General features: G+C 44.2%; 17 protein-coding genes. 13 read left to right on the top strand and 4 right to left on the bottom strand.

The features are described 5' to 3' along the window. The first annotated feature begins 13 nt into the window (after nucleotides 1-13). The 7 genes from F0361_RS06215 to F0361_RS06185 all read left to right on the top strand — a co-directional run bounded on the left by F0361_RS06215 (nucleotide 14) and on the right by F0361_RS06185 (nucleotide 9,190). A complete protein-coding gene (locus F0361_RS06215) occupies nucleotides 14-1,465 on the top strand; it encodes a M20/M25/M40 family metallo-hydrolase (protein WP_154917670.1) in 1,452 nt (483 codons plus the stop codon). 95 nt (nucleotides 1,466-1,560) lie between these two features. Beyond that, the gene (locus F0361_RS06210; protein WP_154917669.1) at nucleotides 1,561-3,117 is read left to right on the top strand and encodes a sulfatase family protein; all 1,557 of its coding nucleotides are present in this window, start codon (nucleotides 1,561-1,563) and stop codon (nucleotides 3,115-3,117) included. Nucleotides 3,118-3,129: 12 nt separating this feature from the next. Further along, nucleotides 3,130-4,866 carry a M28 family peptidase gene (locus F0361_RS06205; protein ID WP_154917668.1) on the top strand — a complete coding sequence of 579 codons (1,737 nt, stop codon included), beginning with the start codon at nucleotides 3,130-3,132 and terminating at the stop codon, nucleotides 4,864-4,866. Between the two features lie 75 nt (nucleotides 4,867-4,941). Further along, the gene (locus F0361_RS06200; RefSeq protein WP_154917667.1) at nucleotides 4,942-7,788 is read left to right on the top strand and encodes a VPS10 domain-containing protein; all 2,847 of its coding nucleotides are present in this window, start codon (nucleotides 4,942-4,944) and stop codon (nucleotides 7,786-7,788) included. A gap of 19 nt (nucleotides 7,789-7,807) precedes the next feature. Continuing rightward, entirely contained in the window at nucleotides 7,808-8,146 is a 339-nt protein-coding gene (locus F0361_RS06195) for a cupin domain-containing protein (RefSeq protein ID WP_154917666.1), read from the top strand. A 13-nt stretch (nucleotides 8,147-8,159) separates the two neighbouring features. After that, entirely contained in the window at nucleotides 8,160-8,549 is a 390-nt protein-coding gene (locus F0361_RS06190) for a DUF2721 domain-containing protein (protein ID WP_138256581.1), read from the top strand. Nucleotides 8,550-8,761: 212 nt separating this feature from the next. Next, nucleotides 8,762-9,190: a hypothetical protein gene (locus tag F0361_RS06185; RefSeq protein ID WP_154917665.1), complete on the top strand. Its 429-nt coding sequence runs from the start codon at nucleotides 8,762-8,764 to the stop codon at nucleotides 9,188-9,190. Nucleotides 9,191-9,248: 58 nt separating this feature from the next. Here the strand turns inward: F0361_RS06185 and F0361_RS06180 are convergent, their stop codons facing one another. After that, a complete protein-coding gene (locus F0361_RS06180; RefSeq protein WP_154917664.1) occupies nucleotides 9,249-13,094 on the bottom strand; it encodes an Ig-like domain-containing protein in 3,846 nt (1,281 codons plus the stop codon). A gap of 442 nt (nucleotides 13,095-13,536) precedes the next feature. On the opposite strand from F0361_RS06180, the gene F0361_RS06175 reads away from it, so the two are divergent. From F0361_RS06175 to F0361_RS06150, 6 genes are all read left to right on the top strand, one after another. Beyond that, a complete protein-coding gene (locus F0361_RS06175) occupies nucleotides 13,537-14,214 on the top strand; it encodes a succinate dehydrogenase cytochrome b subunit (protein WP_154917663.1) in 678 nt (225 codons plus the stop codon). A gap of 11 nt (nucleotides 14,215-14,225) precedes the next feature. Further along, nucleotides 14,226-16,223: a fumarate reductase/succinate dehydrogenase flavoprotein subunit gene (locus tag F0361_RS06170; RefSeq protein ID WP_154917662.1), complete on the top strand. Its 1,998-nt coding sequence runs from the start codon at nucleotides 14,226-14,228 to the stop codon at nucleotides 16,221-16,223. A 9-nt stretch (nucleotides 16,224-16,232) separates the two neighbouring features. After that, complete coding sequence (locus F0361_RS06165; protein WP_154917661.1) at nucleotides 16,233-16,979, top strand: succinate dehydrogenase/fumarate reductase iron-sulfur subunit; 747 nt, start codon at nucleotides 16,233-16,235, stop codon at nucleotides 16,977-16,979. Nucleotides 16,980-17,044: 65 nt separating this feature from the next. Beyond that, the gene (locus tag F0361_RS06160; RefSeq protein ID WP_154917660.1) at nucleotides 17,045-17,515 is read left to right on the top strand and encodes a very short patch repair endonuclease; all 471 of its coding nucleotides are present in this window, start codon (nucleotides 17,045-17,047) and stop codon (nucleotides 17,513-17,515) included. A gap of 134 nt (nucleotides 17,516-17,649) precedes the next feature. Beyond that, nucleotides 17,650-18,195, top strand: coding sequence for a type 1 glutamine amidotransferase domain-containing protein (locus F0361_RS06155; protein WP_154917659.1), 546 nt, complete (start codon nucleotides 17,650-17,652; stop codon nucleotides 18,193-18,195). 68 nt (nucleotides 18,196-18,263) lie between these two features. Then, a complete protein-coding gene (locus F0361_RS06150) occupies nucleotides 18,264-19,418 on the top strand; it encodes a methionine aminotransferase (RefSeq protein WP_154917658.1) in 1,155 nt (384 codons plus the stop codon). Here F0361_RS06150 and F0361_RS06145 read toward each other — a convergent pair. The 3 genes from F0361_RS06145 to F0361_RS06135 all read right to left on the bottom strand — a co-directional run bounded on the left by F0361_RS06145 (nucleotide 19,415) and on the right by F0361_RS06135 (nucleotide 23,753). Beyond that, a complete protein-coding gene (locus tag F0361_RS06145) occupies nucleotides 19,415-20,566 on the bottom strand; it encodes a serine hydrolase domain-containing protein (RefSeq protein ID WP_154917657.1) in 1,152 nt (383 codons plus the stop codon). The two genes, F0361_RS06150 and F0361_RS06145, sit on opposite strands and share 4 nt — an antisense overlap. A 284-nt stretch (nucleotides 20,567-20,850) precedes the next feature. Continuing rightward, on the bottom strand, nucleotides 20,851-21,351 hold the full coding sequence (locus F0361_RS06140) for a GNAT family N-acetyltransferase (RefSeq protein ID WP_246160815.1): 501 nt from the start codon (nucleotides 21,349-21,351) through the stop codon (nucleotides 20,851-20,853). A gap of 29 nt (nucleotides 21,352-21,380) precedes the next feature. After that, entirely contained in the window at nucleotides 21,381-23,753 is a 2,373-nt protein-coding gene (locus tag F0361_RS06135; protein WP_154917655.1) for a S9 family peptidase, read from the bottom strand. Nucleotides 23,754-23,945: the final 192 nt, after the last annotated feature.

Below are 23,945 nucleotides of genomic sequence, written 5' to 3'. Positions count from 1 at the left end.
AACTAGCAGACCTATGAAAAAACAACTATTTATTGTTTTAACAGCCATTTTAGCCGTCTCTTGCGGCGAAACGAAAAAAGTAGAATCCCAAGCGGAACTCTTTGCCAGAATTGATGCCGAAATCAAGCAAAACGCAAAAGGCTACAGTACGTTAAAGGAAGCTACCGAAACTATTGGCCACCGCTTAACTGGTTCCGAAAATGGGGCAAAGGCAGAGGAATACACCTATACTAAGTTCAAGGAATATGGTTTTGAGGACGTGAAATATCAAACCTTTGAGGTAGAGGCCTGGTCCAGGGGCACAGTATCCGTATCCATTAACGATGAACCCGTGAAAGCGGTAACCCTGGGGCATTCTCCTGTGGAAGCAAACGTAACCGGGGAAATTGTGGATATGGGCAACGGGCTGGAGGTAGATTATGCGGCAAATCCAGATGCCGTAAAGGACAAAATCGCCTTGGTCTATATCAGTATTTTAGAAGGAAGTCCGGAAGGATTGAGCAATCTGCACCGAAGTGAAAAAACGGCCTTGGCCATCAAGTACGGCGCCAAGGGTATCATCATAATCAATCAAGTGGATAATGGCGTGCTTCTTACGGGAACCGCCTCCGTAACCGGGGAATTGATTCCCATTCCGGCCGTTTGTATCGGCAAGGAAGATGGTATGGCCTTAAAAGAAACGCTTAAAGAAGGAACCGCGTCCGCCACCATAGAAATGACCAATAACAGCGATATGATCAGTGCCAGAAATGTGGTTGCCACCTTGCCCGGAAGTGAGTTGCCCGAGGAAATCATTGTCATCGGCGGACATTTGGATTCCTGGGATTTGGCTACAGGTGCCATAGACAACGGAATCGGGTCTTTCGCCGTATTGGATATTGCCCGTGCTTTTAAGGCCAATAACCTTCAGCCAAAAAGAACGGTCAAATTTGTGATGTTCATGGGCGAGGAGCAAGGACTCTTCGGTTCCAGACATATGGTTGCCGAAGCCCTAAAAGCAGGTTCCATGGACAAGATCAAATACATGATGAACCTGGACATGGCAGGCAATCCCATTGGCATGAATGCTGGCGGAAAGTTGGATAACGAAGCTTTTTTCACCGATTTAGGCGCCGCAATCCAACAACAGGACAGCATCTATAAAAATGAATTTTCAAACCGTTCCGGATTGCATAGCGACCACCAGCCCTTTATGTTGGAAGGGGTGCCAATTTTATCGGTTCACAGCAACTTGGACCGTTCCATTTACGGTTGTTATCATTCGGATTGTGACGATTTTAACTTGGTGAACGAGGAACATATGACCAATACTTCCCGGTTTGGCACCATGATGTTGTACGGCTTGGCAAATGCCGAAACCCTTCCCGCGACCAAAATGGATAGTGAGACTACAAAGGAGTTCATGATAAAAAACGACCTTAAGGAAAAACTGATTATTGGAGGCGATTGGAAATGGGAGGAGTAGCATAAATTAAGTCCAAGGTTAATTTTCAAATTCAAATTCAATTCATCTGACCGCAGGGCATGAATTAAAAAGGAGAAAAAACAAATCATCTAAGAATGGAAAGTCGACAACTTCTTATTGTTTCAATTTTGGTATTGAGCCTTTTCTCGTGCAAAGACAATACTGCCACAACCAGTGAAATGACGAGTGCTGATACCAAACCCAATATCGTTATTATTTATATGGACGATTTGGGCTTTGGTGAGCTTAGTGCCTATGGGGCTACGGAATTGAAAACTCCAAATATGGATGCATTGGGCAATGGCGGACTACGATTTACGAATGGTTATGCCACCTCGGCTACCTGTACGCCTAGTAGATATGCCTTGTTGACCGGGGTGTATCCTTGGCGGAATAAAAATGCAAAAATTCTTCCGGGTTCCGCTTCCTTGATTATTGATACGGCCCAAACCACACTACCAAAGCTTTTGAGAAACGAGGGCTATGCTACTGGGATTGTTGGTAAGTGGCACCTTGGCCTGGGTGCCGGGGAAATCAACTGGAACGAGACCATACGTCCGGGGCCTAATGAGGTAGGTTTTGACTACAGTAATATTTTGGCCGCCACCCAAGATAGGGTACCTACGGTCTATATCAAAAACGGGAATGTCGTGAATCTGGACCCCAATGACCCCATTCAAGTCAGTTATGAAAAGAATTTTGAGGGTGAACCTACTGGGTTGGACAATCCCGAAATGCTAAAAATGAAATGGCACCATGGGCATAATAACAGCATTGTTAATGACATTCCGCGAATAGGCTTTATGAAGGGTGGGGAAGCCGCCAAATGGGTCGATGAGGATATGGCCGATTATTTTTTGACGGATGCCCAAACCTATGTCAAAAAAAATAAGGACCGACCCTTTTTTCTGTACTATGCCCTACAACAGCCCCATGTTCCCAGAACGCCACATCCAAGGTTCGTTGGAAAATCGGGAATGGGACCTAGAGGCGATGTGATTTTGGAAGCGGATTGGGTCATAGGGGAGTTCATAAAAACCTTGGAAAAGGAAGGTTTGTTGGAAAGCACCCTGATTGTTTTTTCCAGTGATAACGGCCCTGTGGTAAACGACGGTTATTATGATGATGCCGTGGAAAAATTGGGGCATCATAAACCTGCCGGTCCCCTACGTGGCGGAAAATATAGTTTGTTCGAAGCGGGAACCCGAGTACCGTTCATTACCTATTGGAAGGGAACCATAGCTCCGGGTGTTTCCAATGCGATGGTATCCCAATTGGATCTTTTTGCTTCGTTGGCCTCTTTAGTAAATAGTGATGCCACAACGGAGGATAGCAAAAACCTGATGGCCGTATTGTTGGGAAAGAGCGAATCTGGCCGGGACGAGTTGGTACTGGAGGCTACTTCCAGAACGGCTTTTCGAAAAGGGGATTGGGCGATGATTCCCCCATACAATGGTCCAGCAAGAAATGATTTGGTGGATATTGAATTGGGAAATGACAGTGTATATCAGTTGTATAATTTACAGGACGATATAGGGCAACAAAATAATTTGGCAGAAAGCCATCCAGAGAAACTACAGGAACTTATCGATTCCTATCGGGCCATCCTTAAAAATAGCGATACAGATACAGAAAAACTTCAGTTGGATTAAAGGTCTCCTCATATGTCACAGTTCCTAGAAAAAACATGCACCCTCCGTTTCTTTTATGCACTATTGCTGGTGATACCCTTACATCTACACTCACAGAACAAGGAGGGTGAAAAATATGAATATTTTGATTTGGTCCGACCAAAGTTCGATGGGAAATTGGCCTATGAAACTACGGACTATGTAGCGCAATACTGGAGGGTCCCTGGAAATACCGGGTTCAACAATAGTGTGAAATGGATAGCCAAGGAACTTGAAAAAGCCGGATATGTACTGGAATCCAAAGCCGATGCCAATGACCGATTGACCTACAGGATCGAATCCCGACCCATGAAAGACCCAACTTGGGAACCTGTTTCTGCACGTTTGGAATTTTTGGGCCAAACCGATCCAATTTTGGTCTCCACCTCAAACAGGAACATGACCTATCTCAACGCGGCTTCAACACCAACAGAAGGAATAACGGCGGAAGTGGTCCCTATTGGCGCCAAGGAGGATATACCCAACCTCGACTTGAAAAACAAGGTTGTTTTTATGGAATTCGGCCTCAATGGTATCTACCAGGAGTTATTGGACAAAGGGGTTTTGGGCGTTTTGACCTATAACAATCCAACGTACCTACAACCGGAAAAGAATATCACCTCCATACAGTTTAGAAGCCTACCTCCGCAAACTAATACCAAATTCTGGGGAATCGCCCTGTCCTTTGGAGCCAAGGAAAGACTAAAGTCAGCGTTTAAAAGAGGGGAAATGATGGTCAAGGTAAACATTCAAACAAAAATATATGAAGCTGAGGAGCTTACAGTAATCGCCAATATAAAAGGAAGTAAAAAACCTTCCGAACGACTGGTTTTCAGTGCCCATATCCAGGAACCGGGCGCCAATGACAATGCCAGCGGTGTTGGGGTGCAGCTAGAAATGGCTTCCGTTGCGGCGAACCTCATCAATTCCGGTCAAATCGACTGCGAGCGTACCATGACCTTTCTTTGGGGCGATGAAATATCGTCCACCCACCGATACATTCAAGAGGATAAAACAAGGGCGCAAGGAATCAAATGGGGCATAAGTCTGGACATGGTAGGCGAAAATACGGATATCACAGGAGGCTCTTTTTTAATCGAAAAAATGCCGGACCCAAGTGCCATATGGACGCGTGGAAATGACAAGCACACAGAATGGGGTGGCGAAGTTCTTTCTCTAAAGGACATGACACCCCATTATCTCAATGATTTTATTATCCATAATTTTCGACAGCAAGGAGAATTCGCAAACTGGGAAGTGAATACGAACCCTTTTGAAGGAGGCAGCGACCATACACCGTTTTTAAAAGCCGATATTCCCGGATTGCTGCTATGGCATTTTACGGATCAATTTTACCATACGGATAATGACCGAATTGACAAAGTGTCCCAAAAGACCTTACAAAATGTGGGCACGGCGGCACTGGCCAGCGGTCTACAATTGGTCAATGCCGATGAAAAAACCGCACTGTGGATTTTAAGCATATTGGAAAAAGAATCCTTTGAGCGATTGGAAAACGAGTTTAAACAAAGTCAAACGGCGATTGAAAAAGGTTCCAATTTCAAGTTTGAGAAACAGATTTTATCAGCATGGGAGGAGTGGTATAAAAAAGCCTATGGTTCCGTAATCGATATAGATGATTCCCCAAAAACAAAATCGGCAATAGCCCAAAAACAGTCGGATTTGAAATCATATTACAACAAACTGATCGGAAGGCTTAAGAATCAATAGATACTTCTGTTGGTCCAAAGGGACTTTGAACAAAGTTTTAGTAACTTTCCAAAACCCTATAATTTATAATCTACCATGAAAATAGTACCCTTCTTTCTTCTATTGGGATTCAGCATGCTAACGGCCCAGATTTCCCCCACCGATCAAACCGAGGTTTTGAAATCCTTGGAAAAAAAGGCCCAAATGGGTCAAGCTTCCTTGGTAAAAAACATCCCTTTGAAGAATATTGGACCTTCCATTATGAGTGGGCGTGTGGTGGACGTGGCTGTAAATCCAAAATCGCCTATTGAATTTTATGTGGCCTATGCTTCGGGTGGACTTTGGTATACGAACAATAACGGGACGACCTTTACCCCAATTATGGACAATACCCCAACACAGAACATTGGGGACATTGCCGTGCATTGGGAATCGGGGACAATCTATGTCGGTACCGGCGAGAACAACGCCTCTCGCTCGACCTATGCCGGCATCGGTATTTTAAAATCAACGGACCAAGGAAAAACTTGGTCCAATATGGGATTGCCAGATTCGCACCATATCGGTCGCATCCTAATTAATCCCAATGATCCAAATGATGTAGTGGTTGGCGTGGTAGGACATTTATATTCCACCAATGTTGAAAGGGGGCTTTATAAATCTACCGATGGTGGCAAAACATGGAAAAAAACCTTATTTGTGGGCGATGACACAGGCATCATAGATGTGGCCCATGCCCCCAAAAACTTTAATATCATGTATGCGGCCACGTGGCAAAAGGATCGAAAGGCATGGGATTTTTTGGGGAACGGCAATTCATCGGGCATTTATAAAAGTACCGATGCCGGAACGAGTTGGAAAAAAATAACCACGCCCCAAAGTGGATTTCCTACCGGTGAGGGAGTGGGTAGAATCGGCCTTGCCGTATACGATGACAACACCGTTTATGCCGTGCATGACAATCAGTTCAGGAGAGCAAAACAGGATAACGATGTAAAGAAAACGGAAGGACTTCAAAAGGAAGATTTCAAGGACATGGGTACGGAGGCGTTTTTGAAATTATCGGACAAACAACTCAACGATTTTCTAAAAACGAATAATTTTCAGGAAAAGTACCGTGCCGAAAACGTAAAACAAATGGTGCTCAGTGGTGCCGTAAAACCGGCAGACCTTGCTTCCTACTTGGAAGATGCCAATGCATCGCTCTTTGATACGCCCGTCATTGGAGCGGAGGTATATAAGAGCACGGACGGTGGTGTCAATTGGAAAAAACAGAACCAGGATTACATTGACGGACTATACTACAGTTATGGGTATTACTTTGCCCAAATCAATGTGGACCCATCCAATGTGGATAAAATCTATTTGGCGGGTGTTCCCCTTTTAAAATCGAACGACGGCGGAAAAACCTACATGGCGGTCAATGAGGATAATGTACATTCAGACCATCACGCTTTGTGGATAAACCCAGATAGGTCCGGGCATTTGATCAATGGAAATGATGGCGGCCTCAACATTTCCTACGATGATGGGGAGAGCTGGATAAAGAACAACTCCCCGATCGTGGGTCAGTTCTATGCCATAAATGTAGATAATCAGGAACCGTACAATGTATATGGCGGTCTTCAGGACAACGGCGTTTGGATGGGGCCCCATAATGCGGAGGAGAATAGGGAATGGCACCAGTCCGGGCAATACCCTTGGAAATCCATTTTGGGCGGTGACGGTATGCAGGTGCAAATAGACAGTAGGAACCCAAATATCGTGTATACGGGATTTCAGTTTGGTAATTACTTCCGATTGGATTTGGAGACCGGAAAAAGGAAGTACATCCAACCAAAGCACGAATTGGGAGAATCGCCCTACCGATTCAATTGGCAAACGCCAATACTACTTTCCTCGCACAACCAGGATATTCTGTATTTGGGCGGAAACAAGTTGCACCGGTCTTTAGATCAAGGCGATACTTGGGAAACCATTTCACCGGACCTGACAATGGGAGGAAAAAAGGGGAACGTGGCCTATGGTACCTTGACCACCATTTCTGAATCGCCATTCAAGTTTGGACTGATATATACCGGCAGCGATGATGGTTTGGTGCAGGTAAGCAGGGACGGAGGCGGTAGCTGGGATTTGATTTCAGGGTCTTTTCCCAAGGATTTGTGGGTGAGCCGGGTAACGGCATCAAAACATAAAAAGGAACGTGTTTATGTTGCATTGAACGGATATCGTTGGGATGATTTTACGCCCTATATCTATGTGAGCGAGGACTACGGAAAAACATGGAAATCCATTGCCAAAAACATGCCAACTTCTTCGGTTAACGTCATTTTGGAAGATTCGGAAAATGAAAATCTGCTTTTTGTTGGAACGGATAATGGCCTTTATGTTTCGTTTGACAGGGGCGGTTCCTGGGAGGTTTTCGATAACGGACTTCCCTACGTGGCGGTGCATGATCTGGTCATACAGGAAAAGGCAAAACACCTATTGGTGGGTACGCACGGGCGAAGTATTTATAAGGCCAATATTTCAACCTTACAGCAAATGACACCCCGGGCCTTGGAGAGTAAATTGAAACTTTTTGAACTTACCGATATCAAACATTCCAGCAGATGGGGCAACCCTAGAAGCTCCTGGTCAAGAGCGCAAACCCCAGGCTTGGACATCACCTTTTATACCACAAAGGAAGGCCCTTTTAAGGCCATCGTCCTGAGCGAGGACGATATTGTGGTAAGCGAGACCGAGATAAACGGGGATAAGGGTTTCAATATTCTGTCCTTTGATGTAGCCTTCTCTAAAATCGGAAAAGACAATTACTTAAAACAACATAAAACAAAGTTATCGGAAGCAGAAGATGGAAAAACATATCTGCCCAAAGGAACTTACGTGGTTAAGATTTCCGGCAATGGCATTACAGAATTAACCACATTTAAGATAGACTAACTTTTATTCAATTAAACCTGTGAAAATAGTAGATTGGAATACACTGCCAGAACTAGGGGTGAGCCATAATCAACATATCAAGAAAAAGACCTTGGTTTCAAAAGGGGAAATACCTCACCTCATGATGTTTGGTACTGCAGTTTTTAAACCAGGAGACAAAGTGGATTTTCATCTACACGAAACCATGTTCGAGGTGTTCTTCATTCAAAGTGGTAAAGTCATTTTTGAGGTAAATGGCGAAAAACATATTTTAACAAAAGGAAAGTGTATCACCATTGAGCCCGGTGAACTTCATGCACAATCAAACCCCTTTGATGAGGACGTTAGTTGGTCATATTTTGGAATATCGATTGATTAAAACAAAATACTAAATGGAACTAACTTTAGGAATTCCCGCATTACTTTTTCCGGCCATATCTTTGACCATGTTGGCCTATAACGCCCGTTATTTGGCCATCGCGGCGCTGATACGTCAATTGCACCAAAAGTTCGAGGAGACGGGGTCAAAATCCGTAGGCTTACAGGTTAAAAAGCTACAAAAACGACTGACAATAATCAAGAACATGCAGGCTACGGCCATCTTTAGCTTTTTGCTGGCCGTCATTACCATGTCTTTGATCTACGTCCAGCTCACGTTTTGGGCAAATCTTGTCTTCGGCATCAGTCTGCTTGCACTCATGATTTCCTTGATACTTTCTTTTATCGAGGTGCAACTTTCTACCAAGGCTTTGGAGATTCAGCTCAAGAACATGGAAAACTGAATATCACCCTATTTGCAGGGCATTTCTGACCTTTTATTTCAATTATAAACCGTACATTTAGAGGTGTTTGTCCAAATGATAAACTGATTAAAATAAGTTAAGGTTACAATGGCTGCCTGCCGAGATTTCCCGATAACTATCAGGTTGGTTAATTTTCTACCCTGCGCTGCGAGAAGTCCAGACTTGACCTATAAAACAAAAAACTTGAAAGTATGAAACGTGTTAAGGATCTTCCATACTTCAAAAAAATACGGGAGGTAAGGGAGTTTGAATTCGGGGTTTTCTATTATTTTGATGGTCTGGTCATTTCGGAAATAAAGGAAGGGGTTGTTTTTGACTGGAATATGGCCAAGAGGGCGGTAGCGGCCGCCAAGGAAATTTTCGGGGAGGAGACCCCCATTGCCTATATCTCCAATCGTATAAACAGTTATACGGTAGTTCCTACAGAATGGTTAAAATTTTACAAGAACAGACATCAGTTGTCCTATTACAGTGTGGTGGGTTCCACACAAGGTAGTTTTGCGAGCATCGTTTTGGAGAAAATGTTCTTCAAGGAATCACTACGTCAATTCAATGATTTGGAAGCCGCCGTTGCGTGGAGTTTGGACCGAATCAAAGAGGAAAAGGAGCCTCTGTCCTAAAATCCAATAAAAAAGGCCTTTAACTTGTAAAGGCCTTACGAGTTCACGTGTTTATTTTTTAATTGATAATCAGTGTTTTTCCCTCATAACCGTCCGCGGATTCGAACAAGAGGTAATATACCCCTGATGGATATTCCGATACGGAAAACTGATTTACAGCAGGATGGTTCGCAGGGTAGCTTACCGTTTTCAATAACTGGTTACCGGGCCCATAAAGACTGACCACCACAGCTTTGCCCATATATCCGGATAGGTCTATGTTGAAAGTATCCGTCGCCGGCATAGGGTACAGCTTTATGGAACTGGTATTTGGAGCAATTACCTTGACAAGCACCGTGGCGTGATAGCCGCCGTCCTCGGTAACAACGGATACATCCATCTCACCTACGGCATTGGCCGTCACCAATCCTGAATCGGGATCAACGGAAACAATCGATGGGTCATTCGAGAACCAACGTACATTTTTGTTCGTTGCATTGTCCGGTTCAACGATGGCATTGAGCAAGAACGTTTCCCCTTCATTTAAGGTCAGTGTCTTTGGCGACACCAACACATTGTACACCGAAATATTGGGAGCGGTACCTCCGGTTACCTTTATCAAGGCACTGGCTTTATAACCGCCATCGTTCGTAGTAACGGTGACATCGATCTCACCATCCCCATTGGCGGTTACCAGACCTGTTGTGGCATCAATGGAGGCAATACTAGGGTCGTTGGAAATCCAACTAACGCTTTGGTCCGTCGCATTGGCAGGTTCTGTGATCGCATTCAACTGAAATGTCTCCCCAACCTGTAGGTTCACTTGGTTGGGTGATGTCAATACGTTATAAACGGAAATTGGGTTTTGGGGAGTGCCGGCAACCTTAACCAAGGCACTGGCCTTATACCCGCCATCATTGGTTGTCACGGTTACATCTATTTCACCGGGACCCACTGCGGTTACCAGACCTGTTGTGGCATCAATGGATGCAATACTAGGGTCGTTTGAAATCCAACTAACCCCTTCGTCCGTTGCATTGGCCGGTTCCGTAATGGCGTTCAATTGAAAGGTTTCGCCAACCTGAAGGTTCACAACGTTTGGTGATGTCAGCACATTGTACACTGGAATGTTGATTGTCACCTCTCCAAAGACTTCTACCTCTGCCAAGGAAAGAATTTTATTGTTTCCAGGTAAATATACCATTAGGTATCTACCACTGGTGTTGACATTGGTAAAGAATTGCGAGGGTTCAGCATTGGCCGTTCCCACTTCTGTATAGTCGGCTGGATTGTTGCTCGGCGTGTTTCCAACCATGAGTTTGGCACCGCTCAGACGCTCGTAACAGCAATCGGTTCTATTGTACATATTGATTTTGCTGATAGTGTACTCCCTTCCCAAGTCGACCCGCCACCATGGATTGTTGGACGTATCCGTATGCGTTACGGAACCATTGGAATAGAGACCGCTCCTGTTGCCGTCCACGGCCTTTGCGGCATCCCCTCCAAAACCGATACTTGACTGTACTGCCACTTTGTTCAAGGCCAAATTCACCTCATTGGGTCCGGTGTTCGAACCCAATTGCCGTATCCATGCTTCCAAAAGGGCCACACCCTGCGCATCGATACTGTTCTTTGCAATGGGGGGCATGGCTATTCCATCCTGTAGACTGTTGGCTCGCAGGTATACAATGGATTTCTCCGGAGAACCTTGTTGCAAAATAGCTTCATCGGGGATGCCCAAGGAATTAAAAATTCCCGCATCCAAAAGCCCCGTTTGTTCCAGGTTCAGCACCATCCTCATATCAAAATCCGCCCGAACATCGGAACCGGCCTGGTGGCAATAGGCGCAATTAAGGTCTAGGTAGGAACGTGCCTTTTCATCCAAGGAGGCGTTTGCATCGGTCAAAGCTTTATATGTTAAAAGGGAGTTTGTATTGGCATCCGTGATCGTTTGGTCCAATATGCCCAAATGACTCAAGGTGACCAATTGATTGGCGGTTCTACCCGTTCTTGGATATCTTAAATCCTTGTTGAGGTATCTTGTACGTGTGCCAATGGTACCACCGGTGCTTGGATTATGGCAGGTAGCGCAGTCGCTTCTGCTGGGGTAGGTCCAGACTTGGGCTTCGGTCGTTCCATCGGCCCTTTTCATGTTCAAGGTTTCATCCAAACCGGATGTCAATAGCACCGCATCGGTCTGGGCCTCGTTCCATTTATAGGTAACATAATAAAACTGACCGTTGGCCGCCTTGACCGAAAAACGGGTCTCCAAACGTTTGGTAACCGATGGGTTATTTTCATCCAAGGGCATTTCAAAATGCTTTATCAGCACAGATCCAATGGGGAAATCCCAATTTCCGTTTTCGGAAAAATTGATCTGTTCCTCTTGTGTATCGTGCGTGCCGTCATTAGGGATTCCCAACCATCTTTTTTTGAGGGCACCATCGGACCAAAAAGACTCGATCAATTCATAGGGGAAGATTCCTTGTGAGGGTGACAGCGTGGATAGATCGCTGAAGGCTCCCGTTGCGCTCAAAGTCTGGGGCAAGGTCTCTTCGAATGATTTTTTGGTGGAAAGTTTAAAAAGCGTGGACACGCCCTGTTTCAGGATATACAGTTCTCCCTGTTTGTCCTCCCCAAAGGATATGATGTTGGTGGAACTAAAATTACCCAACTGTTCATAGGTTCCGTTGGAAGTATTCACGGCCCAGATTTCCTCGCCAACACCATAATCGGCACAAATATACTTACCCTTTAGTTCCGGGATTTCCTCGCCCCTATACACGAATCCGCCAATAACGGCATTCGCCTGGGATCTGGGGAAAGCTACCAAGGGTTCTTCATGCGGCATGTTCCCGTAAAGACCGGATACACAAAAAGTGCTCCTGAAAAGACCCTCGTATAGTGGCCAGCCATAATTTTTTCCTTTTTTGACCACATTGATTTCCTCGTGGCGGCCTCCGCCTATTTCGCCAATATACAGATTCCCGGTAGCTCTGTCCTTTGTCATTCTATGTGGGTTTCTATGACCCATGGAGTAATATTCCTCAAAGCGTGCACCGTTGGGGCTTAGAAAGGGATTGTCATTGGGTATCCAATATCCTACCCCGGTAATCTCATCTGAAAATCCATGGTCTTGGGGCATGGTCTTAATGGGCGCATGGCTGCGGGCAGGGTTCCTATCCACATCCAAGCGAAGTACGCCCCCGTCCAAGTTGTTTACAATGTCCTGCGACTTTTTAAAGGCAGTTTGATCCCCGGTGGTGAGATATAAATAGCCATCGTCCCCAAAGAGAAGTCCGCCCCCTCTGTGTGTGGTTCCGTACATTCTAAGCTTCAACATAACCTGTTCCGAACTTTCATTCACAGTCATGGTCGTAGGATTCATGGTATATCTGGATAGAATCAAAAAATTGCCCCAATACTCCTCGCTATTGCAGCTTTGGGTGGTATACATATTTGGGAAATTATTCCCATTACGGTCTTTAGTGGTGTAATATGTATAGAAGTAATTGTTCCCTGCGGTACCAAATTGCGGGTGAAAAGTAAAGCCTAAAAAGCCTCCGTCCCAAACTACACCTACCTTATTACTTAAATCCAGAAGTATGTTTTTTTGGGATACTTCAGGGTCCTTGTCAAACCAAAATATCTTTCCGTCCCTTTGCCCGACTACAATTTTAGCCGATGTTGGCAGTTCATTAAAAGTCAAGGGCGAGTCAAAGGTCAGATTGGTGTACACTGGTGCATACGGCAAACCGTTCGAGTTGGGTACGGCCGCTGGAAAATTGAAGTTTAGGTAACGTCCAAGAGGTTCGGGAGCATCTAGCCCTGATCCGATAAAAAAGGGAGCCGCACTTAATAGTAAAAGTGCTAAGGCGGCAAGTATGGTAATTTTTCTTTTGGTAGATCGTAAAGCTATTTTCATATAGTGATTGGTCTGGATGAACTGTCGAAATAAAAGAAAGCAGCTAAAAACACAACTTGTTTTTCGACTAAGCGATGGTATTTTAGACCAATTCAAAGTGTTGTTGGTAATTCTTACACGAAGGGATAGGGTTTACATATAGTTCTGATTATCAATATTTTTAAAGACTTTATCGATTGGTTGTTCTTCAAGCCTTCTAAAATCGATAATTATTCAAATCAAGTATCTGGTAGTTTGATTATACTAGATTTTTAGGTGAACCGTTATAAAAAACCATCAATCTGTTTAAGTTATAAACCCATATAAACCCTGTTTTTTAGATCGTACTTAAACAGTCTATAAAACATTCTTAAAATGGGTCTAAATAAGCACACTTAGACTCTTGAAAACTTGTTAATAACTGCCCCGTGCAGTAAATTTGTACAAATTAAAAAAGCAACCAATGAGCGGATTTTTTAAATCTTCAATCGGTAGAAAATATGCGATGGCGCTTTCGGCCCTTTTCCTTATGGTTTTTCTACTACAGCATTTTGCCATCAATATTTTATCGGTTTTTAGTCCGGATGCCTTTAACGAAGCTTCCCATTTTATGGGTACTTTTTGGGCGGTTCAATTCGTTCTTCAGCCTATACTCATTTTTGGCGTAATCTTCCATTTCGTAATGGGATTCATCTTGGAAATCAAAAACAACAAGGCACGGCAAAAGAGCTACGTTAAGAATAACGGCAATGCCAACTCCACTTGGATGAGCAGAAACATGTTGTTGAGCGGTGCGGTCGTTTTGGCATTTTTGGTGTTGCACTTTATTGATTTTTGGATTCCCGAAATAAACGTAAAATACGTTCAAGGAGACATGTCCGGTCTTTTACCAAGCGGGGAAGGTTTTAGATATTACGAGGAATTGGTCCATAAATTTGAAAATCCATTGCGCGTTGGAGCCTATGTCTTGGCCTTTGTGCTATTGAGCCTGCATCTGCTTCACGGGTTTAGTTCGGCATTCCAATCCATTGGTGCCAATTCCATTTACAAGAAAAGTATGAAAGGTTTGGCTCAGGTGTATGCTATAGGTCTACCTGTAGGATTTATTTTCATTGCACTTTACCATCATTTCACCCATTAAAAACAGCTAATATGGCATTAGATTCAAAAATACCTGAAGGCCCATTGGCCGATAAATGGACCAACCATAAAAACAAAATCAACCTTGTCAACCCTGCGAACAAACGTAATATTGACGTTATCGTAGTGGGTACAGGCTTGGCGGGAGGATCCGCCGCGGCAACTTTGGCGGAATTGGGATACAACGTAAAGGCATTCTGCTTTCAAGATTCACCACGTAGGGCACATTCCATTGCCGCACAGGGTGGGATAAACGCCGCGAAAAACTATCAGGGCGACGGCGACTCTACTTACCGACTTTTTTACGACACCGTTAAAGGCGGGGATTACCGCTCGCGCGAGGCAAACGTTTATCGTCTGGCCGAAGTATCCGCAAATATTATTGATCAATGTGTGGCCCAAGGGGTGCCATTTGCCAGGGAGTATGGGGGTTTATTGGACAACCGTTCTTTTGGGGGCGTTTTGGTATCGCGAACGTTTTATGCAGCGGGCCAAACCGGACAGCAATTGTTGTTAGGGGCGTATTCCGCTATGAACCGACAAATTGGTAGGGGGAAGATAAAGATGTACAACCGGCATGAAATGTTGGATGTGGTCATTGTCGATGGAAAGGCTAGGGGTATTATTGCCCGTGATTTGGTATCCGGTAAGATAGAAAGGCATTCCGCCCATGCGGTGGTTTTGGGTACTGGCGGTTACGGGAACGTATTTTATTTATCCACCAATGCCATGGGCAGTAATGTTACCGCTGCTTGGAAAGCTCATAAGCGAGGGGCCTTTTTTGCAAACCCATGTTATACCCAAATACACCCAACTTGTATCCCTGTTTCAGGGGACCATCAATCCAAGCTTACCTTGATGTCAGAATCCTTACGAAATGACGGTAGAATCTGGGTGCCCAAGAAATTGGAGGATGCCGAAGCGATACGAGCTGGGAAACTTAAACCAACGAAGATTGCTGAAGAAGACCGAGACTACTATCTGGAAAGGCGTTACCCGGCTTTCGGTAATTTGGTGCCTAGAGATGTAGCATCTAGGGCGGCCAAAGAACGTTGCGATGCCGGATACGGTGTAAATGCCACCGGTGAGGCCGTGTATTTGGATTTTGCCGATGCGTTCATGCGCTATGGTAGGGAACAGGCCTTGGTGAAAGGATTGGACGTAAATGATGATGTCCTCGTTAAAAAATTGGGTCAGGAAGTCGTGAAGACAAAATATGGAAACCTGTTCCAGATGTACGAAAAAATCGTGGATGAAAATCCTTATGAGACCCCAATGATGATCTATCCCGCGGTGCATTATACCATGGGCGGTATTTGGGTGGACTATAACCTGATGACGACCATTCCAGGTTGTTATGCGATAGGGGAGGCGAACTTCTCCGATCACGGTGCCAATAGATTGGGAGCGTCCGCATTGATGCAGGGTCTGGCAGACGGTTATTTTGTACTACCATATACCATTGGCGATTATTTGGCAAACGATATTCGTACTGGACCTATCCCAACGGATACCAAGGAATTTGATGAAGCTGAAAAATCGGTTCGGGATAATATAGATCACTTGATCAACAACAAGGGCAAACACCCTGTTGACTATTTCCATAAGCGTCTTGGTAAAATCATGTGGAATAAATGTGGGATGTCCAGAAATGAAGCCGATTTAAAATCGGCCATCAATGAAATTGCGGAACTACGTGCCGAATTCTGGAAAGATGTTTTGGTACCCGGTTCTGCGGACGAATACAACGAGGAACTTGCTAAGGCGGGACGCGTTGCCGATTTCCTGGAGTTGGGAGAATTGTTCGCCAAGGACGCCCTGCAAAGGGAAGAGTCCGCAGGTGGTCATTTTAGGGAGGAATATCAGACTCCGGAAGGTGAGGCCAAAAGGAGAAAGGAGTTCCAGTATGTTTCTGCTTGGGAATATAAGGGAGAACCGAAAGACGCCGTTTTACACAAGGAAGATTTGGTGTACGAGAATATAGAAGTTAAGGAACGAAGTTATAAATAAAGAAAAGCTATGAATTTAACATTGAAAATTTGGCGTCAAAAAAACGCTAATGATAAAGGAAAGATGGTTGATTATAAAATCAGCGATGTTTCCCCCGATATGTCATTTTTGGAAATGCTGGATGTGTTAAATAGTCAGCTGATATCAAAAGGAGAGGAGCCCGTAGCTTTTGACCATGATTGCAGGGAAGGTATCTGTGGGTCTTGTTCCTTATATATTAATGGCGAAGCTCATGGACCTGATAGGGGAGTTACTACGTGCCAATTGCATATGCGAAAATTCAAGGATGGTGACACAATCTATATTGAACCTTTTAGGGCGACGGCCTTTCCGGTAATCAAGGATTTGATTGTAGACAGAAGTGCCTTTGACCGTATCCAGAATGCGGGCGGTTTTATATCGGTAAATACCTCTGGTAATACCATCGACGCCAACGCGATTCCAGTAAACAAGCACGATGCGGACGACGCCTTTAGTGCCGCCACATGTATTGGCTGTGGTGCCTGCGTGGCTAGTTGCAAAAATTCTTCGGCCATGTTGTTTGTAGGTGCCAAAGTTTCCCAATACGCGCTGTTGCCGCAAGGAAGGGTAGAGGCCGTTGACCGGGTAAAGAATATGGTCGCGCAAATGGATTTGGAAGGTTTTGGAAACTGTACCAATACCGGTGCATGTGAAGTCGAGTGTCCAAAAGGAATATCCTTAGAGAATATTGCCCGTATGAACCGGGAGTATCTATTCGCAAACGTTAAGGGTTAATTCCTAGATCATAAAGTTTTTATAAATCCCATTTCATTCGAAATGGGATTTTTTATTTTTAGCGGATGTCCAAAAAGTATTCCGAAGAACGAATTATAGTCCCCAGATTTAACGAGGAATCCGGATTCTACACCACACCCCAACGCTCGAAGATTATGAGTAAGATCCGGGGAAAGGACACAAAACCAGAAATGGCCTTTAGAAGGGCCTTGTATGCGGCCGGATATCGATATAGGGTAGACTACAAAAAACTCATTGGAAAGCCGGATATCGCTCTAAAAAAATATAAAACGGTCATTTTCATAGATGGGGAATATTGGCATGGCGAAAACTGGGAGGAACGCAAACCCAAGATCAAGACCAACCGCGATTTTTGGATAGCTAAAATAGAACGCAATATGCAGCGTGACCAAGAGGTAAATCAGGAATTGGACCGCTTGGGCTATACCGTATTTAGGTTTTGGGAACGCGAGGTCAAAAAGGAGCTGGACCGATGCCTTCAAGAAGTCCTTCAACATCTTGCATCAGTTCACTAAAAATCCTAGCCTTTGTCCGTTTAAGAGAGCTTTAACCTTCAGCAGTCCTAATTTAATAAGGCATTAACGGAGATTTTCCTTTCCTATTATTATATTCTTCTAGTGATAGATTATTAACTTAAAAAATGAATATAATGAAGAGGATAGCAATTTTAGCAACACATGGATTTGAAGAAAGTGAATTGAAATCACCTAAGGAAGCCATGGAAAAAGAAGGCTTTCAAGTGGACATCATAAGTCCGGAAAACGGAAAAATAAAAAGCTGGGCCAATGGCAACTGGTCAAACAGTTACGATGTGGACAGAAATCTTTCCGAGGTAAAAGCATCGGATTATAATGCTTTGGTATTGCCCGGAGGTGTAATGAATCCAGATACCCTAAGAAGAAACGAAGATGCCTTGGTTTTGGTTAGGGATTTCTTTAGCATGAAAAAGCCGGTGGCGGCAATATGCCATGCCCCCCAGATTTTGATCAGTGCCGATGTCGTAAAAGGAAGAACCTTGACTTCTTTCAGTTCCATAAAGGATGATCTCATCAACGCTGGAGCCAAATGGGAAGATAAAGAAGCTGTTGTGGATGAAGGTTTTGTAACCAGTAGAAATCCACAGGATTTACCTGCCTTTAACTCAAAAGTAATTGAGGAAATAAAGGAAGGTAAACATGAAGCGCAACATGCTTAATTTTTTAGTTTAGTTGTTTGGAAAGGCCCGGGTTTCTTCTCGGGCTTTTTTGGTTTATTTTTATGATTATGAATATCGATACGAAAAACAGTTCCAAACTGCCCAATGTAAAAACTACCATATTTACGACCGTAGGGAATTTGGCTCGAAAACATAAGGCCCTTGACCTGTCCCAAGGGTTTCCAAATTTTGAGGCGGACCCGAATCTTATTTCCTTGGTGAACAATGCCATGATGGAGGGACACAACCAATATGCCCCCATGCAAGGGTATTTTGGCCTTAGGGAGGTTATTTCTGAAAAAATTCAAACACTTCATGGTCATCAATACCATCCGGAAAATGAGTTGACCATTACGGTGGGCGCTACCCAGGCCATTTATACGGCCATATCGGCATTTGTGCATGTAGGAGATGAGGTAATCGTACTAAAACCTGCCTATGACTGCTATGAACCGGCCATTCTCGTCAATGGGGGCAAACCGGTCTTCCTCCAATTGGATGCCCCGGATTATAGCATAGACTGGGAAGCCTTCAAAGCCAAAATCACCAAAAAAACTAAAATGTTGATAATCAATACACCGCATAATCCCAGTGGAAAAATACTTTCCCAAAACGATATGTTATGGTTACAGGAAATTCTTAAGGATACGAATATTTTGGTATTGAGCGATGAGGTGTACGAACATATTGTATTTGACGGACAACAGCACCAGAGCGTATCCAGATTTCCGGATTTGGCGCAGCGTAGCTTTGTCTGCGCCTCTTTTGGCAAGACCTTTCATGTTACCGGCTGGAAAATGGGTTATTGTGCCGCTCCAAAAGCCCTGATGGAAGAATTTAGAAAAGTGCACCAATTTGCCGTCTTCTGTGTTGACCATCCCGTACAGCGGGCTTTGGCAGAATACTTAAAAACCCCCGAACACTATCTTGGGCTCAATGATTTTTATCAAAGGAAGCGAGATCTATTCCTAAAGGGCCTTGCCTATAGCAATTTTAAGTTCATCCCCTCGCAAGGCACCTATTTCCAACTGTTGGACTATACCCAAATTACCCAAGAATCTGACGAGGACTTTGCCAAAAAACTGATTCTTGAGCATAAATTGGCTAGTATCCCCATATCCTCGTTTAATGTAAACGACAGGGATGATAAGGTACTCCGATTTTGCTTCGCGAAAAAGGAGGAAACGTTGGAAAGGGCTGTGGAAATTTTGTCCTCACTTTAGTCCAGCGCCTCATTCAATTTGGACATAAATTCCCCTATTTTATTGGGTTCCAACCATCTAGTAACAACGACCATATCATTTTTCGAATCTATGACGATAAAATTTCCGCCAAAACCAGCGGCGTAGTATATGTTTTGCGACAATCCATCCCAATACCTGTCCCCTTTTTTATTCAACCACCACATATAGCCGTAATTGCTATTTGGAACGGAGGGTGTTATGGCTTTCTCGATCCACTCCTTACTAATCAATTGTTCGTTTTTCCATTTGCCATTGTTCAGGAACAACAAGCCAAAACGGGCCATATCTTCCGTATTGATGAACATTCCTCCTCCTGAATGGCCACCACCTGTCACGGATTTCATTTGTATTCCATCTATTTCCGTCCACGCATGGCCGTATCCATGCCATCTCCAGGTTGTGCTCGCCCCGATCGCATCCATGATATTTTCTTTTAAAACTTGGGGAAGCGGTTTTCGCCATACATGGGTAAGGGCGTAGGCAAGTACATTGACACGTACATCGTTGTATTCCATGAACGTACCGGGCTCCTTGGGTTTTTCAAACTTCCAGTCATCGATATCACCTTCTCGCGGTGGCCGGTCCGCCCAATCCTTTCCACCCCATAATTCACCGGACCAAGCCGAATTCTGTTGTAATAGATGTTCCCAGGTGATTTTGGAATTGTGTTCCCCTTCAAAGGTACCGTCCCAAATATAATCACCGGCCTTATCCTGTGTTGTGGAGATCAATCCTTGGTCCCATGCAAGTCCGGCCATTGTACTTAAAAAGCTTTTGGTGACGCTAAAGGTCATATCCACCCTTTTTACATCGCCCCACTGTGCTATTACATAGCCATTCTTAAGAATCATTCCCGCAGGACCGCCCCGTTTTTTGGTAGGACCCAATATCTCATGGAAAGGCTCCCTTTCAAAACCCTTTAATATAGCGATCCTTAAATCTCGGGAACCGGTATATTCGTTCGCTTCGGCAAAGTCTACGACCGCTTTTAGTCTTTCGGTATTGACTTTATATTCCGTTGGATTTTTTTGTTCCCAAAGGGCATTTCGCTCCGGAAAGTAATATTCCTGGGCGTTTAACATACCGCAAATCACTAGAGCTAACAAGGTGAACTGTAAACTTTTCATCTGTGTATTTTTATTGTTTTTAATGGGTCATGCTTCGACTACGCTCAGCACAGGGTTGCAATTATTCACATCATTTAAGTTTGTCTACCATAGGTGTTCATGAATCTTCGATTTAGTTCATTATTTACTATTTGCTTTTCAGCGGTATTCATGAAACTTCGTTTTCGCCAATAACCATTTACTCACGAAGCTTGTCTATTTTCAAAAAGGGTGTTCGTGAACCTTTGGTTTCAGTGGGTATCAAGAATTGTTATGGCTCATTTCATATTTAGTATTCTTATTTTTTAAAAGTCGAAACGCATGAGCCAATCCGTTTGCTCGTCCTGTCCAATAAAGTAGGGATGTGTCCCAAATTTATAGAATCCATGACGTTCATAAAAAGCGATGGCACGGGGGTTTTTCTCCCAAACGCCCAACCACAAAAATGATTTTTCGTTTCCTTTGACCCAATCCTTTATCCAATCCAAAATCCGCTTCCCCAATTGTTTTCCCTGGAAGGCTTTAAGGACATAGATACGTTCCAATTCCATTGAACCCTCTTGTTTTATATCCGTTTGGGCATCGCCTTCGTTCAATTTAAAATAGGCCGCCAAAACACCCTCAAAATACACAAAATAAAAATTCATTTTAGGGTTGTCAAGTTCCTTCCCTAGCTGTGTTCTTGAAAAGGCCTTGTCCAAATATACATTGAAATCCTCGGGATTGTTCTGAGCTCGAAAAGCATCGGAAAAAGTAGTTCTGGAAATGGTCATTAATTCCTTTAATTCCGAAGGTCGACACGGCATAAATTCTATTTTGGGAATATTCGGCATTTCTAATCCGTCAAAGTTTCCTCGAACAATTTGAATATGCGTTTATACTCATCGGTCCAGCTACTAGGTTCCACAAAACCGTGGCGTTCCACGGGATATACGGCCATTTCCCAGTTTTCCTTGCCCAGTTCTATGAGCCGTTGGGATAATCGGACCATATCTTGAAAATGCACGTTGTCATCCACCATTCCGTGTAAAATAAGCAATTTACCTTCTAGACCTTCCGCAAAATAGATAGGGGAACTCCGTTTATAGGCCAGACTGTCCGCTACCGGCGTATTCAGAATATGCGCGGTATACGGGTGGTTATAGGCCGCCCAATCGCCCACAGAGCGTATGGCCGCTCCGGCACTAAAGGTTTCCGGTGCGTTGAACATGCCCATTAAGGTTATAAATCCGCCGTAGGAGCCACCATAGATACCGATTTTATCCGGATCAACCCCGTAATTCTTTACCAAGTAGTTGGCGCCATCCACTTGGTCTGACAGGTCCTTGCCACCCATGTGACGGTATATGCCCGTCCGCCAATCCCTACCGTAACCGGCACTGCCGCGGTAATCGATGTCCAAGACGGTATAGCCATTGTCCACCAATAGATTGTGGAACATATATTCACGGTAATAGGAGCTCCACCATTTATGGGCATTCTGTAAATAGCCTGCACCGTGCACGAAAATTACGGCCGCGTTATTCTTGACTTCCAACTTGGGGGTGTACAACCTTGCGTGAACCATGGCACCGTCAGAGGCCGAAAACGTAATAACCTTTGGATCCTTCCAATCATAGGAATTGAATGCTGTCGTATTGGAACTTGTGATGGCTGTAGGTTCGCTTGTATCTCCAAACAGCGGATTGCCTTGGAGGTACAGCTCTGTGGGCTTGTTAGAGTAGGAATGTAGAATGGCCATCTGTGTTTCATCTGGTGAAAGCGTTACGTCGTTTCTGCCTTCCCATTGGGTCAATTGTTCCATTCTGCCCCCTTTTAAGGGCATGGTATAAAACTGGCGGTCGCCCGGATGGTTCTTATTTGCCGTAAAATACCAGCGTTTTTTATCCTTGGAGATAAAGGGGTCATAAACTTCAAAATTGCCCGAGGTCAAGGCCTTTTTGTTCTTGCCGTTCATATCCATGGTATACAGGTGGGAATAGCCTGTTTTTTCGGATTTATACCAAATACTTTTTCCGTCGGGCATCCAACCCAGGTCGCCCCCATCAAACCACCCAGTAATGCCGGGGCCCGCAATCCAAGCCTCGTCATGTTGCCGGTCAAGGAGTTCTATTTTTCCCGTTTTGGCATCCAAAAGCACCAACCATCGGTTTTTATAATTGCTGGCCTGAATGTCCAAAATGGCCTTTTCACCCTCAGGATGCCATGTAGGACTGGGTATCCTTCCAATGGGGTTTTCGTTTTGATATGTCTTGTCCGGGTAATCCTGCATGAATTCCGGAACATCGTTCAGCCCTTCCAGGCTATCCAAAACAACGTTATATTGGGTACGTTTCTTAGTGTCGTACACGAACATTTCATAGGTTGGAAGTTCGTCGCCTACCTTGGTCCGGGTGGTTTGTTCTTCCGTATACCCGGATTCCGTCACAAAATGGGGTACCATCGTGCTTTTGTTTTTAGGGGAATCCATCAGCACAAAGCTAATATAGCGCCCATTAGGGGAAATGGTTTGGTTGATGACCTGTTTCTTTCCTGTTGCTATGGGCAGGGGTTCAAGGGCTTCCATTTTTTTGGTAATTTGCTCGCCCAACTCCTTTTTTTCCTTCCGTTGGCGTAAAACACCAAAAAGCTCCAATTGATCTTGGTACAGCCATTCATCCTTCTCGCTCCGTTTGGAGTCTTCCGCAACTTGTTCCACAAAATCAGTAAGCTGTTCCAAAACCCCATTGTCCATATCCCAAGAAAAAACATTGGACCCGTTGACAAAAGCCACTTTTTTGCCATTTTCTGTAAAGTGCGGATTGGATTCCCTTTCCTTGGTTTTGGTGATGGCCAAGGATTTGCCCGTGGCATTATCCAATAGGAAAATGTCCCCGTTTTTAGTATAGACCGATTTATTTAGCGTGGGATGGTCCACCTTTTGCGTTGCGGGAAGTTTTTGCGCTTCAAGGAAACCGACTTTTTCAATGTTTTTGGAATTTAAATTATAGCTATAAAGCGAATCGCTATAGGCCATTTCTGGATTCCAATCGAAATAGATGGCGGATTGGTCGGTCGCCCATAAGACATTGGAAGGCCGGTGCCCGATAAAGTCATCGCCTTTCATGATATCCTCAATTTTTAATCTGGAGGTATTCGAAGCTTGCGCGGCTACGTCCACTAAGTGCCCTAGAAATAGGTTGCAAAAGACAAAAAAGTACTTTGTCATAGAAACTGGATTTAATTCTCAAAGAAGAGTAAGATGATAAAGCAATAAAAATAGGAATAATTAGCAGGGTAGGGCTGGCAATTTATAATTAAGATTTGGATGTAAATTGTCCAATACTATTTCCAATTCAAAAGTGAGCTAATTTAATGGTTCATTTTTCAATTAGAAACTAAAAAAGAGCAACCTGGGGGA

The organism is Maribacter flavus (genome assembly GCF_008386635.1).
Classification (GTDB): Bacteria; Bacteroidota; Bacteroidia; order Flavobacteriales; family Flavobacteriaceae; genus Maribacter; species Maribacter flavus.
The sequence above is the reverse complement of the archived record's forward strand: the minus strand, read 5'-3'. Positions and strand labels throughout refer to the sequence as shown.

What these genes read in the sequence shown, in the direction of transcription:
- F0361_RS06210 (WP_154917669.1), top strand. Translation starts at nt 1,561, where the DNA reads ATGGAAAGTCGACAACTTCTTATTGTTTCAATTTTGGTATTGAGCCTT.
- F0361_RS06190 (WP_138256581.1), top strand. Translation starts at nt 8,160, where the DNA reads ATGGAACTAACTTTAGGAATTCCCGCATTACTTTTTCCGGCCATATCT.
- F0361_RS06160 (WP_154917660.1), top strand. Translation starts at nt 17,045, where the DNA reads ATGTCCAAAAAGTATTCCGAAGAACGAATTATAGTCCCCAGATTTAAC.
- F0361_RS06175 (WP_154917663.1), top strand. Translation starts at nt 13,537, where the DNA reads ATGAGCGGATTTTTTAAATCTTCAATCGGTAGAAAATATGCGATGGCG.
- F0361_RS06165 (WP_154917661.1), top strand. Translation starts at nt 16,233, where the DNA reads ATGAATTTAACATTGAAAATTTGGCGTCAAAAAAACGCTAATGATAAA.
- F0361_RS06205 (WP_154917668.1), top strand. Translation starts at nt 3,130, where the DNA reads ATGTCACAGTTCCTAGAAAAAACATGCACCCTCCGTTTCTTTTATGCA.
- F0361_RS06180 (WP_154917664.1), bottom strand. Translation starts at nt 13,094, where the DNA reads ATGAAAATAGCTTTACGATCTACCAAAAGAAAAATTACCATACTTGCC.
- F0361_RS06140 (WP_246160815.1), bottom strand. Translation starts at nt 21,351, where the DNA reads ATGCCGTGTCGACCTTCGGAATTAAAGGAATTAATGACCATTTCCAGA.
- F0361_RS06150 (WP_154917658.1), top strand. Translation starts at nt 18,264, where the DNA reads ATGAATATCGATACGAAAAACAGTTCCAAACTGCCCAATGTAAAAACT.
- F0361_RS06145 (WP_154917657.1), bottom strand. Translation starts at nt 20,566, where the DNA reads ATGAAAAGTTTACAGTTCACCTTGTTAGCTCTAGTGATTTGCGGTATG.
- F0361_RS06135 (WP_154917655.1), bottom strand. Translation starts at nt 23,753, where the DNA reads ATGACAAAGTACTTTTTTGTCTTTTGCAACCTATTTCTAGGGCACTTA.
- F0361_RS06185 (WP_154917665.1), top strand. Translation starts at nt 8,762, where the DNA reads ATGAAACGTGTTAAGGATCTTCCATACTTCAAAAAAATACGGGAGGTA.
- F0361_RS06200 (WP_154917667.1), top strand. Translation starts at nt 4,942, where the DNA reads ATGAAAATAGTACCCTTCTTTCTTCTATTGGGATTCAGCATGCTAACG.
- F0361_RS06215 (WP_154917670.1), top strand. Translation starts at nt 14, where the DNA reads ATGAAAAAACAACTATTTATTGTTTTAACAGCCATTTTAGCCGTCTCT.
- F0361_RS06155 (WP_154917659.1), top strand. Translation starts at nt 17,650, where the DNA reads ATGAAGAGGATAGCAATTTTAGCAACACATGGATTTGAAGAAAGTGAA.
- F0361_RS06170 (WP_154917662.1), top strand. Translation starts at nt 14,226, where the DNA reads ATGGCATTAGATTCAAAAATACCTGAAGGCCCATTGGCCGATAAATGG.